Raw genomic sequence first — 15724 nt, forward strand, 5'->3', positions numbered from 1 at the left:
CGCCATGAGTGCATTTCAGCGATTCGAGGACATTGAAGCCTGGCAAAAGGCCCGCGAACTGACCAAGGCGATTTACGCTCTGTCAAACGACGGCCAGTTTGCCCGAGACTTCGGCCTACGCGATCAGATTCGCCGGGCCTCGGTTTCGATCATGTCAAACATCGCTGAAGGCTTCGGCAGGGGCGGCAACAAGGAATTCATCCAGTTCCTTTCAACCGCCAAAGGCTCAGCATCCGAAGTGCAAGCCCAGCTCTACGTCGCCCTCGATGCTACTCACATCAACCAAGAACAATTTCAAAGCATCTATGCCCTGGCTCAGTCCACAGGAAACATGATCGGCGGCCTGATCCGCTATCTGGCCAAGTCCGAAAACAAAGGAATCAAGTATGAAACAAGATGAAATGCCCGGACTGGATTTTGAACCAGTAACCAGCAACAAGGAACCAGTAACCTGCTTAGGCATGACCTTCGAGAACGACGAGGCCCGCCGCGCTCACTTTACCGAGGAGCTGCGCAAGAAGCTGCAGGACCCGGAGTTCCGCAAGATCGAAGGCTTTCCCATCGGCAGCGACGAGGACATCCTGAACCTAAGCGATCCGCCGTACTACACCGCCTGTCCGAACCCGTGGATTGCGGATTTCATCGCCGAGTGGGAGGCGCAGAAGCCGGAACAGCCCGAAGGCTACCACTACCACCGTGAACCCTTTGCCTCTGATGTAAGCGAGGGCAAGAACGACCCGATTTACAACGCGCACTCCTACCATACCAAGGTGCCGCACAAGGCCATCATGCGCTACATCCTCCATTACACGCAGCCGGGGGATATCGTGTTTGACGGCTTTTGCGGAACTGGCATGACGGGGGTGGCTGCGCAGATGTGTGGCGACCGCGAAGTGGTCATGTCTCTTGGGTACCAGGTGAAGCCGGACGGGACCATTTTGCAGGAAGAGACTGATGAAGATGGTAAAAAGGTTTGGCGGCCGTTTTCAAAGCTGGGTATCCGCAGAGCGATTCTCAATGATCTCTCACCGGCAGCGACATTTATCTCATACAACTACAACACGCCTGTAAATCCCACTTCTTTCGAACGAGAAGCCTATCGAATATTAAAAGAGGTCGAAAAAGCATGCGGATGGATGTATGAGACAAAGCATTCGGATGGACGAACTGGAACGATAAACTACACCGTTTGGTCCGATGTTTTTGTCTGTAATGAATGTGCTGGTGAAGTCGTTTTTTGGGACGAAGCCGTCGATGAGGAAAATGGCAAGGTTCATGACAGCTTTCCCTGTCCCCATTGTAATGCAGAGTTGACTAAGAGACGTCTCGAGCGTGCCTGGGCAAACAAGTTCGACGTTGCCATTGGAGAAACGATCAAGCAGGCCAAGCAGGTTCCTGTGAAGATCAATTACTCTGTCGCAGGTGTATCAGGTCGTTTTGAAAAAAAACCAGACGAGAGCGATCTTGCTCTAATAGCTAAAATTGAGGGTGAGGATATACCGTACTGGCATCCATCCTCGCGTATGATCGAGGGCCGCGAAACGCGACGAAATGACCCTATCGGCATTACGCATGTTCATCATTTCTACACAAAACGCAATTTGCGTGTACTCGCAACGCTCCGCCATATACTTTCCACATCGGATATGGAAAGTCAGTTGCTTTGCCTCGTGGGCGACCAACTCCCGCGAGCAAGCAAAATGCACAAAATAGCAGTCAGCCGCTTAAATACTAATCTATCCAAAACGGCTGGCGTCCTTGCCGGTACTCTTTATATACCTTCAAACCAGATTGAGTACTGCCTGATCGCAATGATCGGGTACAGGATCAAAGATGTTTCCTCATACTTGAGTAAAAGAGACAGAAAAACCAGGCAGATTGTTTTTACGTCCTCCTCAGAGAAGATGCTCATGCCAGACAATTCGCTGGATTATTTCTTCTTTGATCCCCCGTTTGGGGCGAACATCAATTATTCCGAGCTGAATTCACTCTGGGAGGTTTGGCTAAAGGTATTAACAAACAACAAGCCAGAGGCTGTTGAAAATAGCTCACAAGGAAAGAGTTTGGATGAGTACCGCCAGTTGATGGCAGGTTGTTTCGAGGAAGCATATCGCCTGTTGAAACCGGGACGGTGGTTTACCGTCGAATTCTCTAATACCAATGCATCAGTATGGAACAGCATCCAAACTGCTCTTACTGAGGTTGGTTTCATCGTAGCTAATGTGTCGGCACTCGACAAGAAGCAGGGCAGCTTCAAGGCCGTAACCACACCTACAGCCGTCAAACAGGACCTCGTTATCTCAGCCTACAAACCCAATGGCGGCTTTGAAGAACGTTTTCAGAAAGAGGCGCAAACCGAAGAAGGCGTGTGGGATTTTGTACGCACACACTTGAAGTATTTGCCGGTCACCAAGCAACAGGGAGCCTTGCTGCAGTTCGTCCCGGAACGTGATCCGCGCATCCTGTTCGACCAGATGGTGGCCTACTACGTTCGCAAGGGCTACCCCGTGCCGATCTCCAGCCAGGAGTTCCAGATCGGGCTTTCGCAGCGTTTCATCGAGCGCGACGGAATGTTTTTCCTGCCGGATCAGGTGGCCGAATACGACCGCAAGAAGATGACCTCCGGTGCCCCACAGCAGCTATCGATGTTCGTCTCCGACGAGGCCTCCGCCATCCAATGGCTCCGTCAGCTTATCAAGGAAAAGCCGCAGACCTTCTCCGACATCAACCCGCAGTTCATGCAGCAACTCGGTGGCTGGAGCAAGAACGAGGCCCAACTCGACCTGCGCGAACTGCTGAACCAGAACTTCCTTTGCTACGACGGCAAAGGCAAAATTCCATCCCAAATCGTTTCGTGGATGCGCCGCAGCTCAGAACTCCGGCCTCTTATCGAAGCCGAATTCAAAGCGCAAGGCATTGAACTTGCCGAAAACCTTGAACTAGAAACCAGTAACCAGGAACTCAGAACCCGCGCGCAAGCGCGCTGGTACGTGCCCGATCCCAACAAGGCAGGCGACCTGGAGAAACTGCGCGAGAAGGCACTGCTCAAGGAGTTCGAGGAATACAAAGAGGTCAAAAAGAAACTCAAGGTCTTCCGCCTGGAAGCTGTCCGCGCCGGTTTCAAGAAAGCCTGGCAGGAGCGTGACTACGCCGTCATCGTCGCCGTGGCCGACAAGATCCCCAACAACGTCCTTGAAGAAGATCCCAAGCTGCTCATGTGGTACGACCAGGCGATAACACGGATGGGAGGGGAATGAAATGACAGACAAGTGGAATTTCCCGGGAAGCAAATGGTGGAAGTTTGATTTCCACACACATACTCCTATCTCTGATGATTATGGCCGTGGTGATGAATCCTTCAAGAGCGTCGAGTTGGAAGAATGGCTCCAAAAAGCCATGGAATCCGGCCTCGATTGTGTGGTGGTAACCGACCACAACTCGGGGAAATGGATTGATGTATTGAAGGCCAAGAACAAAGAGCTTCGAGACCGTGACACAAAGCCCGACTGGTACAGAGAGCTGGCCATATTCCCGGGGGTTGAGATCACGGTTGCCAACAGCAGCAGCCGGGTTCATCTGCTCGCGGTTTTTGACCCGAGTTGCGACAGTCAAAAGGTGACCGGCGTTCTGGGGGCATGCGGAATCACATCTGGCTACGGTGATCCGAATATATCCACATCAACCGGCTTTGTGGATACCGTGAAACACATCATCGAAGCAGGCGGAGTTGCTCTACCGGCCCATATCGATGGTAAACAGGGATTGCTTGAAGGTATTGTCTCGTTATCGCCTGAACTCGAAAAAAGCCTGAAAGCTGTTTCGGCCGCAGAGTTTTGCGATCTTCACAAATTCGACAACGGGGAACCAACCTTAAAGAAGGCGGTTGACCGTCTTGCAAAAGTGGCTGGTTCCGATGCCCATAAACCAGACGACATCGGAAGGCATTTCAGTTGGCTCAAGATGAGCCGTCCTTCTATTGAGGGTCTGCGACTGGCATTACTCGATCATGAGTTCTGTGTAAAAAACCAATCTGAAAATCCTAATCACCTGCCTGATATCTTCCTGTCGAAGCTGATTATCAAGGCCATGCGCCACTGCGGCCGCATCAGTGGTCAACCATTCGTCACCCAGTTGCACCCGCATTTCAATTCAGTCATCGGCGGACGAGGAACCGGAAAATCCACCATCCTCGAGTCGATCCGTATCGTTTCTCGTCGTGATCAGAATCTGGCGACCGAAGCCCCCAGGGTAAAAGATGAGCTGGATAAGTTCATGAAGCTGTCGCAGAACAAAGGCGTCATGCTGAATGACACGGAAATCCTGATGGAGATTCACCGGCGTGGCAAGAATTATCAACTGCGCTGGAGATTTGACGGCCAGGGCGCGGTGTTGGAGGAAGAAGCCAACAGTGCTTGGCAAGAAATCGAAGCCGGTGATCTTAGAGAGCGGTTTCCGATTAGCATTTTCAGCCAAAAACAGATCAACGAACTCGCATCGAATCCGCGAGGGCTCTTGGAAGTCGTTGACCGTTCTCCAGAGGTGGATCGGGCGGAATGGAAATCTCGCTGGGAAAGCGTCAAGAGTCAGTTCCTTCAATTGAGGGAACGAAGAAGAGAGCTATTACGGCAACTGGCTGGCGAACAGCAAATTCGTGCAAAGCTGGGGGACGTTGAGAACGACCTAAAGCAATATGAAGAAAAAGGTCATGGGGAGGTACTGAAACAGTATCAGAAGCGCAGCCAACAAAAGAACGGCCTTCCCGACGACCAGGTTTTTGATGACCTTTCGTCTGGCATAAGAGAGCTGGCATCCAACGCCGGGCTGTCCGACTTTCCTGCACATTTATTCGACGAGCAGGATGAAACCACTACCGAGATCAAGACGATTCACGAACAAACAGCTCAAGAGCTAAAAAAGGTCGGTGAAACGCTTAGCAAGCTCGCCGATAGCGTTGATGCACTAAAGGCCCAAAGGGTAAAAGACATTTCCTCAAGCAAATGGCACCAGGCGGTACAGGCAAGCATCGCCGCGTATGAAGGGCTGGTCAAAGAGTATGAGGAAAAGAAGAGCCAATTGAGTATTTCCCTTTACGGGGAATGGGTACAACAGCGTAATCAACTGCAGCAGCAATTGAAAAAGCTGGATTCCGTCCGCAAGGAAACTGAGTCGGCGGAAAAGCAGATTGAGGAATCCCTCGCCAAGCTTCAGGAATTACGCGTCGAGTTGCTCGAAAAAAGGAGAAGTTTTCTTAACAAAGTCATAGGGGCCAGCGCTTTTGTGCGCATGGAGTTGGTTCAGTATGGTGATGTGAGTACATTGGAAGACGAATACCGCTCCTTGCTCAATCTTGAAGATGGAAAGTTTATAAGTTCGGTATGTGATCGAGAAAACAAACAGGGCCTTCTCTGGGCCTTCAATAAATGGGAAGAAGCTAAAACACCTGAATTTGATTTGCCGCAGCTCATCTCGCAGATCAAAGCCAGAACACTTGATATCGCCAGAGGGCAAGTTTCCGGTAATCATGGTGCGTTTGATAATCGCTTGAAGAAGTTACTGGAAACACAACCGGCTATTTTCGATCAGCTCGATGCATGGTGGCCCGAAGATATGCTGCGGGTCAAGTATTCCAAAGACCCGTCTTCTGGCAAATTTGATGACCTAGAAAAAGGGTCTGCCGGGCAGAAAGCAGCAGCGATTCTTGCCTTCTTACTGAGCCATGGCAACGAGCCACTGATTATCGACCAACCAGAAGATGATTTGGATAATGCGCTGATCTATGACCTTATCGTCAAACAGATCCATGAGAACAAGAATAGACGTCAGCTTATCATCGTGACTCACAATGCCAACATCGTCGTAAACGGAGACTCCGAACTAGTCCACGTCCTGAAATATGACGGGGGTCAGGTACAAATCGACCAACAAGGCGGTCTTGAAGAATCAAGCATCCGGGAGTCGATCTGCACCATTATGGAAGGTGGCCGTCAGGCGTTTGTGAAGCGTTACAATCGCATAGCGTTGGAGGTTTAGGAATGTTTGAAACCACAGACGAGCTGTTAAAGCAAATCCGGTTAGGCGAGGATTCTTCTCTTGAGTTGAAGGACCTGAGATACAAGGGGAATCAAGTTAATGACCCGCACCGCAACAGCATGGCCGATGAGCTGGCTGCGATGGCGAATACAGCAAATGGAGTTTTTGTATTAGGGGTTGATGATAAGTCGAGAACGGTTGTCGGCATCCCTGAGGACAAACTGGACGTGGTTGAGACTTGGGTGCGCGGCATATGCAACGACCTCATCACTCCTCAGCTTTTTTGCCGGATTCGAAAGATCCCAGTCGTTACCGAAGACGGTGTGGAACGGGTTATTGTCAGAGTCGACGTCCCCAAGAGTCTTTATGTCCATCAAAGCCCCAGCGGTTATTACCATAGGATCGGCAGTTCAAAACGACAGATGACACCCGATGTTTTAGCCAGACTTTTTCAACAACGAAGTCAGGCCAGGATCATCCGTTTTGATGAGCAGTCGGTCACTACTGCGCCCCGGGATTGTCTCGAAAAAGCTTTATGGGGAAAATTTAAAACGCCACTGTCTCCAGATAGTGATGATGAGTTTTTGATTAAACTCAAACTGCTAACACAGGACGATGATGGCAAGATATGTCCCAGCGTCAGCGGGATATTGATGGCTTGCAGACAACCCCAGGAATTTCTCACCAATGCATTCATTCAGGCTGTTGTATATCGGGGAACCGAGCGGAATGCAGCCTACCAGCTAGACGCGAGAGATATTGTTGGGCCTTTGGATGTTCAAATCATAGAGGCCTACAAGTTCGTTGAAAAAAACATGAAGGTTTACGCGGTCAAGGAACCCGCAAGACGAGACATTCCACAGTTCGCAATGCAAGCGGTATTTGAAGCATTGGTAAATGCTGTCGCCCATAGGGACTATTCAATTCAAGGCTCTAAGGTTCGATTACATATGTTCTCGGATCGCCTCGAAATTTTTTCTCCCGGCGCGATTCCTAATACGATGACTATTGAGAGCCTTCCTCTTCGTCAGGCAGCTCGTAACGAACTGCTCACCAGTTTGCTCGCTCGCTGTCCTATGCCGTTTGCAGACTTCCCTGGTGACCGCAGGTTTCTTATGGACAAGCGGGGCGAAGGAGTGCCCATCATCCTCTCCGAAAGCGAAAAGATATCAGGACGGCTTCCGGAATATCGCTTGATTGATGACACCGAACTTTTATTGACCATATTTGCGACACAGCCGCCTCAGGGAGAAGTCTAATTTGACAATGGAGTCACCATGGCAATACAGCACCGTTCATAACAGCGCCTGCAAGGTCATCGAAGAACAGACCTTGTGGGGGCAGACGGTGTGCCGTGTCTGGTTGCCGAACCAGGACGCGGTGGTGCGCGTGCCCCGCTCCGCCTTGCGGCCGCTGAGTGCCGACCTGCAGCCGGAGATCGAGGCCGGGCGCATTGCCTATGTGGCCGCCGCAGCCAAGGTGGCCGAGGTGCTCGAAGGTTCCACCAGCGCCACCGAGGGCCATGTATTGCTGGCTCCCATGGAGTCCAACGTCATTCCGCTGCCGCACCAGATCCACGCCTTGTCTCGGGCCATCTCCGGTGACCGCGTGCGCTACCTGCTGGCCGACGAGGTGGGTCTCGGCAAGACAATCGAGGCCGGGCTGGTCATGCGCGAACTCAAGCTGCGCGGACTGGTGCGGCGGACATTGGTCGTCTCGCCGAAGGGAATCGCTACCCAGTGGGTGGCGGAAATGCAGACCCACTTCAACGAGCAGTTCCAGCTCGTGCTGGGCGACGACATCGGCACATTGCAACGCCTGGCTCCAGGGGCGGATCACCGGAGCTCAGCCTGGTCGATGTTTGATCAGGTCATCGTCTCCCTGGATTCGGTCAAACCCATGGACAAGCGGCGCGGCTGGACCGCCGAGCGCGTCGCCGAATACAACCGCAGCCGGTTCGAGGATCTGATGACCGCCGGTTGGGATCTGGTGATCGTGGACGAAGCGCATCGGCTGGGCGGCAGTACCGACCAGGTCGCCCGCTACAAGCTCGGCAAGGGGCTAGCGGAAGCCGCGCCCTATGTGCTGCTCCTTTCGGCTACACCCCACCAGGGGAAGACCGATGCCTTCCATCGGCTGATGAACCTGCTGGATGACGATGCCTTTCCGGATATGGACAGCGTCTCCCGCGACCGGGTGGCTCCGTATGTCATCCGTACCGAGAAGCGCAAGGCCATTGATGCCGACGGCAAGCCGCTCTTCAAGCCCCGGCGGACGCAGATGGCCCCGGTGGCCTGGGAGAGCCGTCACCAACTGCAGCAGCTTCTCTACGAGGCGGTGACCGACTATGTGCGCGAGGGCTACAACCAGGCCCTGCGCGAGAAGAAGCGCCACATCGGCTTTCTGATGATCCTGATGCAGCGCCTGGTGGTTTCCAGCACCCGGGCGATCCGCACCACGCTGGAGCGTCGGCTTGCGGCACTCAAGGATGGTGAGCAACAAGCCAGCCTGCGCCTGGCGGTACTGGAAAACGGCGCGGAGGGATCGGAAAGCCCAGACGATGAAATGGCAGAGCTCTACGACATGGACGGCCAGGAGCTGCTCGATGAGCTGCTGAAATCACACGTGTCGGCTCTGCAGAGCGAAGGCAGTCATGTGGAGACCCTGCTCGATGCGGCGGTTCGCTGCGAACAGGCTGGACCGGACGCCAAGGCCGAGGCGTTGATCGAGTGGATCTACGAGCTGCAGGCCGAGGAAAACGAGCCGGACCTGAAGGTGTTGATCTTCACCGAGTTCGTACCCACCCAACAGATGCTGAAGGAGTTTCTGGAAGCCCGGGGCATCTCGGTCGTCACCCTGAACGGCTCCATGGATATGGAGGAACGCAAGCAGGCCCAGGATGCCTTCCGCAAATCGCACCGCGTGCTGGTTTCCACCGACGCGGGCGGTGAAGGTCTGAACCTGCAGTTCGCCCATGTCATCATCAACTACGACATCCCCTGGAACCCGATGCGACTGGAACAGCGCATCGGTCGTGTGGACCGTATCGGTCAGCCCAAAACCGTACAGGCGATCAATTTCGTTTTTGAAGATTCGGTCGAGTTCCGCGTGCGCGAAGTGCTGGAGCAGAAACTCTCGGTGATCTTCGAAGAGTTCGGCATCGACAAGACCGGTGACGTGCTCGACTCCGCCCAGGCCGGTGAGTTGTTCGAGGATGTGTTCGCCTCGGCCATCCTTAATCCTGACGGTATCGAGACCTCCGTCGAGCACACGGTAGCCAGGATTCGGGATGAGATTCAGCAGGTGCGCGAGTCCTCCGCCATCTATGGCATCTCCGAAGAGCCGGATGTGCAAACCGCTGAGCGTCTGCGCTCGCATCCACTGCCCCACTGGGTGGAACGGATGACGGTCGGTTACCTCAATTCCCATGGCGGTATGGCCAGTCGCAAGCGCTCTTGGTGGGATCTGAATTGGCCGGACGGTCAGGAACACCGCAAAGCCGTATTCAATGCCCGGGAAGCGGACCGTCTGACCGACGCGACCCTGCTCAATCTTGAAAACAGCCGTGTCCGTGGGCTGGCCCTGAACCTGCCGCAGATCGCGGCTGGCCAGCCATTGCCTTGCGTAAGCGTGAGCGGTCTGCCAGCCAGCATCTCCGGTCTCTGGGGACTCTTTGAGATCCGCCTTCAGGCCGGAATGCACCAGAAGACACAGCGCCTCCGCATCCCCATGGTGCGGCGTGGCTATGTCAGTGTGTTCGTGAGCGAGGAAGGCAAACTGTTTCTGCCCACGGCCCGGCATATCTGGGATGCGCTGCAGACAGCGGAAGCCCAGGTGCAGACCACCCTCGGCCAGGATGAATCCATTACCGCCCATGAGAGCTTGCAGATTGCTGCCGAACAGGCCGGACAGGAGCTGTTCGACGCCCTGCAGCAGGCGCACCTCGCCTCTGTGGCTCGTGAGGAGGAACGTGGAGTCGTCTCTTTTGTCTCGCGCCGCAAGGCCATCGAACGGGTTGGACTGCCGGAGGTACGGCAATTCAGACTGTCCCGTTGCGATGCGGACGAAGCCGAGTGGCGGCATGAACTGCAATCGGCAAGGCAGATCGTGCCGGAAATCAGGCCGCTGCTGATGCTGCGGATCATCAAGGGAGGCGCTCAATGAGTAGTTGGCGAGACGCCATCCTGAACGACTTTGTACCCAACGTCAGCAAACTGACCCTGGTCGCAGACCCGGATTGCCTGCTTACCGAGGAAAAGCTGGCCTTGGAACTTCGCGGGCGCGGCTTCGACCTGATCGAGTTCAGTGACCCAGTCGAATTCAGATACGCCTATGAGTCTAAGTACCGTTCGATCTGGGACCGGGGTGAACACACCGATCTGGTGGTGGTCCTTCGCTTGCAGGATGCGGAGCTGGAATCGTTGCCTTACGACCTGCTCCAGGCGGGCCGCAAACTTTCGTTCAATCTGGGGGATCTGTTCCCAACGCTCAGCTATCCGGTCATCGAGAAGCTCGACCGAAGCCTGCTGGACGCACTTTTTGAGGCTCAACGCAAGTCGCCGCCGGATCGCATGGGCGATAACGCCACCAAGGATTTCATCCTTCGCCATGTGTTCGGCATCGCCGCTGAGCTGATTGCCAGCGAGGTGGAACTGCTTCGCGCCTTGCTGCGCCTGCACTATGGGAAGCTACAGATTCCACTGATGCTGGCCGAGCGGCTTATCCAGGTTCTCAAGGGGCATGATGGCTTCAAGGCCTGGCCGCTCTCTGAAATTGTTCCGGACGATGAAGCCTTCTTCGCCTTTTTGCAGGAACGCTGGCCGCTCTTTCTTTCCAGGCTTGGCAGCGCCAATCAGGTACGGGAGGATTCGTCGGAATACGGCCTCAAGTATCCCGGCCCCGACCATTTGCCGTTCGACCACCAGGACATCAAGGTTTATATCGACAACCTGTTCCTGGAGGGGAAACTCACACCCGTCGAGGTCACAGATGTTGAAGTGGATGCCAGATCTTGGGTTCGAAGCGGTATCGCCACATCCGGCTTGGATGATGACGAGCTGCGGATCTCCCGCCTCTTTGGCCTTGTCGAGAAGGAGCTGCCCACTGCGGAAGCGCGTTACTCGGACTGGACCACCTTTGCATTGAAATGGGCCGAAGTGTCTTCCCTGGTTCATTGCGGCAACAGCTCCGAGCATCAGACCCGGCTCAGGGAAATCGGCGATGCATTAAACACGACCTTTGCCGGTTGGCTGGCCGACCACTATGCCAGCTTAATCAACCTGCCGCCGACCCATCCGGCTATGCTCCACCACGTGCCGCGCCGCCTGGCCAGGGATATCGAGGATTCCCGCAATAGCCGTGCCGCGCTGATCGTGGTTGATGGTCTGGCCCTGGATCAGTGGGTGACCATCCGCCAGCTTCTGCAAAAGCAGGATGCCAATCTGGTCATGCGCGAATCCGCGACCTTCGCCTGGATTCCGACGCTTACCTCAGTATCGAGACAATCGATCTTCTCGGGCAAGCCGCCGCTCTATTTCCCGTCATCCATCAACTCGACCAATAGCGAAGAAAAACTTTGGAAGCAATTTTGGGAGGGGCATGGCCTGTCCCGCTTGGATGTCGCCTACCAGCGCGGCCTAGGCGACGGCAATGCATCCAGCGTTCTCGACTCCGTAATTCATCCCGGCAAGACAAAGGTGGTGGGGCTGGTCGTGGACAAGGTCGACAAGATCATGCACGGCATGCAACTTGGCTCGGCCGGAATGCACAACCAGATCAAGCAGTGGTGCCATGCCGGATTTCTTTCCGCGCTGGTCGGCCAACTGCTGAATTACGGCTATGAGGTCTGGTTGACGGCCGATCACGGCAACATTCAATGCGAGGGCAAAGGCCGTCCATCTGAGGGTGTAATTGCCGAAACTCGCGGCGAGCGGGTTCGTGTCTATCCCACGCCGGAACTCCGCGCTCAGGTGGCTGGGGCCTTCCCGTTTGCCCACGAGTGGCAGCCGGTCGGATTGCCAGCAGATTATTTTCCCCTGGTGGCGGGTGGCCGCGACGCATTCGTGAACCCGGGAGATGCCATCGTAGGTCACGGCGGTGTAGCCATCGAAGAAGTCATCGTGCCCCTTGTGAAGTTTGAAAGGAGAACACGGTGATGGGTAAACGACATGAAGCCATCGGCATCAAGCAGGCGATCCGTTTCGAGTGGATGCAGAAAGCAGCCAATCTGCTGCTGGCGGGGCTCGACGCCAAAACCATCCGTCAAGAGCTGCATGAATTTCTCGCGGACAAAAAAGGCAACGGCTCAGAGGGCGAGCGAAGCGATCAGACCCGGACCTTTGTCGTCAACAACCTGATGAAGATCTGGGTCTCTCCTGACCCCGAGCTGATGCCATTCCGGGATGCCTCGCTGGCGTTTCTGCGGAAAAACCCGTCCATGGCCCTGGCGGTCCACTGGGGGATGATCTCGGCGGTCTATCCGTTCTGGTTCAATGTGGCCCGGCAAACCGGCCGTCTGCTGGCCTTGCAGGATCAGGTGACCCAGACGCAGATCATCAACCGCCTCAAGGAACACTATGGCGACCGGCAGACTGTGAGCCGCTACGCGAGATTTGTCATCCGTTCCTTTGTCGCCTGGGGAGCCCTGAAGGATTCTGAGGCCAAAGGCTGCTATGAGAAAGCCGCGCAGGTAGAGATTGCCGAGCCAAACCTGGCCATCCTGATGTTCGAATCCGCACTCCTGGCCACCCCGGAGGCCAAGGGCACATTGGGGCTGCTACTGAACAACCCGGCATTCTTCCCATTCCAGCTCCCCGTGATGACCGGTGACTTTGTATCCCAGCGTAGCGACCGGATCGACGTGGTTCGCTATGGGCTGGACGATGAGCTGTTGAAGTTGAAAGCATAGCGACACATGTTATGAAAAATTCCGGGACTACTACAGCTACGGCGTTTATGTGGCGAAAAATGTGTGAGCCGTGACGCCACCGGAGGGGGATTGCTTGCCCGAGATGCTCAATTCGACTCCCATTTTGGGAGCCGAACCGGCGTCCGAAAAACGGATTCGAAGTTGTTGTGGCTCGGCGTCAAGTATCCGGTTTTACTGCAAACCCGTCACCCTCGTCCGGTGCCGGGAAATCAGGGGAGAAAATCGTTTCTCTGGTCGGGTTGTTGGGAAGTGATTGTGCGAGATGACTTCGGCGTTTTTATCAAGGAGTTTTCGGAGAAGCAGAGAAAACGCAGGTCCGACAGTGACCTCGAAAGGGAAGCGGGGTTGAAACGGTACTTCCCGACCCCGGAGAATGCCCCTTCCAGTAAACGGCCCGAAACCCTTTGATACTAGGGGCTTTCCGTCAACCGAAAAATCGGAGCCGTGGTTGTAAATTTTTTCCGCTTTTAGGTTCGAGGCAGGCAGGATGAAGCGAGAACTCCAAGGCAGATATGTGACCATATCGACGGTGGGTGAGAAGGCCCAAGCATTCGTGCCTGCGCCGCTGCCGCCTCGTCCGCCCATTAACTGGACGCCGGAGCTGCGCAGCAAATTCGACCAGGCGCTGCTGGCACTCGGGAGATTGTTTGACAGCAGCAGCGCGAAATTCCATAAAACCAGCAATCTGAAAATGCGCACAGCCTCATCCCCCTAATCTGGGATATCAACTCCCCGGATCAGGGTTAAGAGCAGCCCCTTACTCCTGAATAGGCTCCTTCATCCGATAGCTTTTTCCCTCAATCACAATCGTCGTTGCGTTGGATTTTATCTTCGTTAACGCGACCCCAAGTTTTGCTTATTTCCGCCAAAAGCTGCTTAAACTGACTGGAACAATGGCCATCGACAGGGTTTGACAGGCTCACCCAGTGAGCCGCTGCCGCAACCAAGCTGCCATATCTTGTAGCTCTTCAGTTGAGACACTATGGGCCATCGGATAGCTATACCAGTCAATAGCATACCCTCGCTCACTCAAGAGCTGATAGCTGTCGCGCCCCACCTGAGCCGGAATCACCGGATCGTACTCACCGTGAGCCATCAAGAGAGGCAGCGGATCACTCGCCATCGCCGCAGCGGTAAACTGCTGCTGCAGCGGCAGATAGGTCGATAGCGCCACCACTCCACCCAAGCGCCTGCCGTAATGGAGCGCCGTATGGAGCACCACCGCCCCCCCCTGCGAAAAACCGGCTAGGATAATCCGCTCAGGCGCAATCCCCTGCTCAATTTGGGTTTCAATCCAAGCCGTTAGCGCCTCTGCGGAGGCGACAATCCCCTCCCTATCCTGCTGCGCGGTCAGATCAAAATCGTAGATATCGTACCATGCCGGCATCACCATCCCGCCATTGACAGTGACCGGCCGCGCTGGCGCGTGAGGAAAGATAAACCGTACCGCGAGATCTTCCAGCCCCAACTGCGGCACGATCGGTTCAAAATCGTGGCCATCGGCCCCCAAACCGTGGAGCCAAATGATAGTTGCCGTGGCCGTCACCGCTGGCTCAACCACGATTGCAGGAAGTAGCGCCCCCCCGCTCACCACGATAACTCCACCGCTTCACCCGCCTGTTCAGAGGCGCAGCGATTTAGCAGCAGCCGTAGCGGCTCGGCACCACTATCACAGAGCCACTGCTGTAGCTCAGCCTCAAAATCGAAGTGGTAGCCGCCCGAGCGAGCCGCAAGCCACAACTGCCGGGTCGGTAGCTGTCGGTTAATAATGATCTGCGAGCCGTTATCAAAAGTGAGGGTTAATATCCCGCTACTATTCTCATAGTCGATATCGATCTCACACTCATCTAACGCCTCTTCTATCTGCAGCAGCGTCGCATCGATCTGCTGATTAAATTCACTCTCTGTCATCTGTTAATTGCTCTTCCAATGTCGGATTAACGCCCTCGAACGATAATGGGTTCAAAACCGTTCTCCTGCAACAGTCGCTTGGCTCGATCCAGTTTGCGCCGCTCATCAAAAGGGCCAACTCGAATACGGTGCCAAGTCCCCTTTTCGGTAGAGACCTCCTCCACCTGTGGCTGAAAATTGAGCAACAGCAGATTAACCGCCGCCGCTTCGGCATCCTCTCGTTGTTTAAATGAGGCGACCTGCAACAGATAGTTGCTGACATGGCGCTTCTTATCGACCTCCCGCCGTAACTCCTGTTCGGGAATAATCACCTCCCGCTCTGGGAGTACATGGTAGAAGTCATATTGCAGCGCTTTGACAGGTTCGGGTTCAGGCTTCGGTTCGGGCGGTTTTTTCTCTGGTGCCGGCTGCGTCGGTTTCGGTTGTGGTAACGACAGCGGCGCAGAGCCCTCCCCTCGGCTCTCACTCTCTTGTGGTACGATTTGCGGCGGCTTCGCTTTGGTTACCGGTGGCGACTCGGATTGACCGCTAATATAGGTCAAAAAGGTAGCAAACCCGCCAATCAGTAACCCCCCTAACAGCCACAACCACCCCGGTAACTGCCGGCTCTGGGGTCGATTTCGGGTCGCACTCGCACTACTGACCGCCGGCGGACGACGACGCGGTGGTGGTTTGGTGGTCGCGCTCTGCTTGTTGCGCCGTGCTGCGGTCGCTTTCGCGGCATAATCTTTACGAGTGGCCACAACTATGTCTCTGCCCACACTCTCGACGCAACACTCACCCGTTTGGCTCGTCGTTTTGATCTCAAAATGGTTGCTCCTCAGGTCGAATAGGGGGTTATCGGGAGCGCTATTC

11 protein-coding genes and 1 pseudogene are annotated in these 15724 nt (G+C 54.8%); 9 read left to right on the forward strand and 3 right to left on the reverse strand.

Annotation, left to right across the window (positions count from 1 at the left end; genetic code table 11):
* Positions 1 to 4: 4 nt before the first annotated feature.
* From D5085_16720 to D5085_16760, 9 genes and pseudogenes are all read left to right on the forward strand, one after another.
* Positions 5 to 400, forward strand: a complete 396-nt coding sequence (locus tag D5085_16720; protein QEP44631.1) for a four helix bundle protein — start codon at positions 5 to 7, stop codon at positions 398 to 400.
* Complete coding sequence (locus tag D5085_16725; GenBank protein ID QEP44632.1) at positions 387 to 3257, forward strand: DNA methylase; 2871 nt, start codon at positions 387 to 389, stop codon at positions 3255 to 3257. Before D5085_16720 ends, D5085_16725 begins: the two co-directional genes overlap by 14 nt.
* 1 nt (position 3258) lies before the next feature.
* Positions 3259 to 6030, forward strand: a complete 2772-nt coding sequence (locus D5085_16730) for a histidinol phosphatase (GenBank protein ID QEP44633.1) — start codon at positions 3259 to 3261, stop codon at positions 6028 to 6030.
* Between the two features lie 2 nt (positions 6031 to 6032).
* Positions 6033 to 7289 (forward strand): transcriptional regulator, encoded by a 1257-nt coding sequence (locus D5085_16735; GenBank protein QEP44634.1) that lies wholly within the window; start codon positions 6033 to 6035, stop codon positions 7287 to 7289.
* Positions 7290 to 7296: 7 nt separating this feature from the next.
* The gene (locus D5085_16740; GenBank protein ID QEP44635.1) at positions 7297 to 10194 is read left to right on the forward strand and encodes a helicase; all 2898 of its coding nucleotides are present in this window, start codon (positions 7297 to 7299) and stop codon (positions 10192 to 10194) included.
* Positions 10191 to 12185, forward strand: a complete 1995-nt coding sequence (gene pglZ / locus D5085_16745; protein ID QEP44636.1) for a BREX-3 system phosphatase PglZ — start codon at positions 10191 to 10193, stop codon at positions 12183 to 12185. Before D5085_16740 ends, pglZ begins: the two co-directional genes overlap by 4 nt.
* Positions 12185 to 12937 (forward strand): hypothetical protein, encoded by a 753-nt coding sequence (locus D5085_16750; protein QEP44637.1) that lies wholly within the window; start codon positions 12185 to 12187, stop codon positions 12935 to 12937. The genes pglZ and D5085_16750 overlap by 1 nt, the downstream gene beginning before the upstream one ends.
* Positions 12938 to 13000: 63 nt before the next feature.
* Entirely contained in the window at positions 13001 to 13366 is a 366-nt protein-coding gene (locus tag D5085_16755) for a hypothetical protein (protein QEP44638.1), read from the forward strand.
* 79 nt (positions 13367 to 13445) lie between these two features.
* Positions 13446 to 13604: pseudogene (locus tag D5085_16760) on the forward strand (Fic family protein).
* A gap of 273 nt (positions 13605 to 13877) precedes the next feature.
* On the opposite strand, the gene D5085_16765 reads toward D5085_16760, so the two are convergent.
* Genes D5085_16765 through D5085_16775 form a run of 3 tightly spaced genes read right to left on the reverse strand, consistent with a single transcriptional unit; the run spans position 13878 to position 15693 of the window.
* Positions 13878 to 14549: a carboxylesterase gene (locus tag D5085_16765; GenBank protein QEP44639.1), complete on the reverse strand. Its 672-nt coding sequence runs from the start codon at positions 14547 to 14549 to the stop codon at positions 13878 to 13880.
* Positions 14546 to 14869 carry an iron donor protein CyaY gene (gene cyaY, locus D5085_16770; protein ID QEP44640.1) on the reverse strand — a complete coding sequence of 108 codons (324 nt, stop codon included), beginning with the start codon at positions 14867 to 14869 and terminating at the stop codon, positions 14546 to 14548. Before cyaY ends, D5085_16765 begins: the two co-directional genes overlap by 4 nt.
* 26 nt (positions 14870 to 14895) lie before the next feature.
* Positions 14896 to 15693, reverse strand: coding sequence for a hypothetical protein (locus D5085_16775; GenBank protein ID QEP44641.1), 798 nt, complete (start codon positions 15691 to 15693; stop codon positions 14896 to 14898).
* Between the last annotated feature and the right edge of the window lie 31 nt (positions 15694 to 15724).

Source organism: Ectothiorhodospiraceae bacterium BW-2, assembly GCA_008375315.1.
Classification (GTDB): domain Bacteria; phylum Pseudomonadota; class Gammaproteobacteria; order Thiohalomonadales; family Thiohalomonadaceae; genus BW-2.

Excerpts from the sequence above, each read along its gene's own strand:
- D5085_16720 (QEP44631.1), top strand. The coding sequence starts at position 5 with ATGAGTGCATTTCAGCGATTCGAGGACATTGAAGCCTGGCAAAAGGCC.
- D5085_16725 (QEP44632.1), top strand. The coding sequence starts at position 387 with ATGAAACAAGATGAAATGCCCGGACTGGATTTTGAACCAGTAACCAGC.
- D5085_16730 (QEP44633.1), top strand. The coding sequence starts at position 3,259 with ATGACAGACAAGTGGAATTTCCCGGGAAGCAAATGGTGGAAGTTTGAT.
- D5085_16735 (QEP44634.1), top strand. The coding sequence starts at position 6,033 with ATGTTTGAAACCACAGACGAGCTGTTAAAGCAAATCCGGTTAGGCGAG.
- D5085_16740 (QEP44635.1), top strand. The coding sequence starts at position 7,297 with ATGGAGTCACCATGGCAATACAGCACCGTTCATAACAGCGCCTGCAAG.
- pglZ (QEP44636.1), top strand. The coding sequence starts at position 10,191 with ATGAGTAGTTGGCGAGACGCCATCCTGAACGACTTTGTACCCAACGTC.
- D5085_16750 (QEP44637.1), top strand. The coding sequence starts at position 12,185 with ATGGGTAAACGACATGAAGCCATCGGCATCAAGCAGGCGATCCGTTTC.
- cyaY (QEP44640.1), bottom strand. The coding sequence starts at position 14,869 with ATGACAGAGAGTGAATTTAATCAGCAGATCGATGCGACGCTGCTGCAG.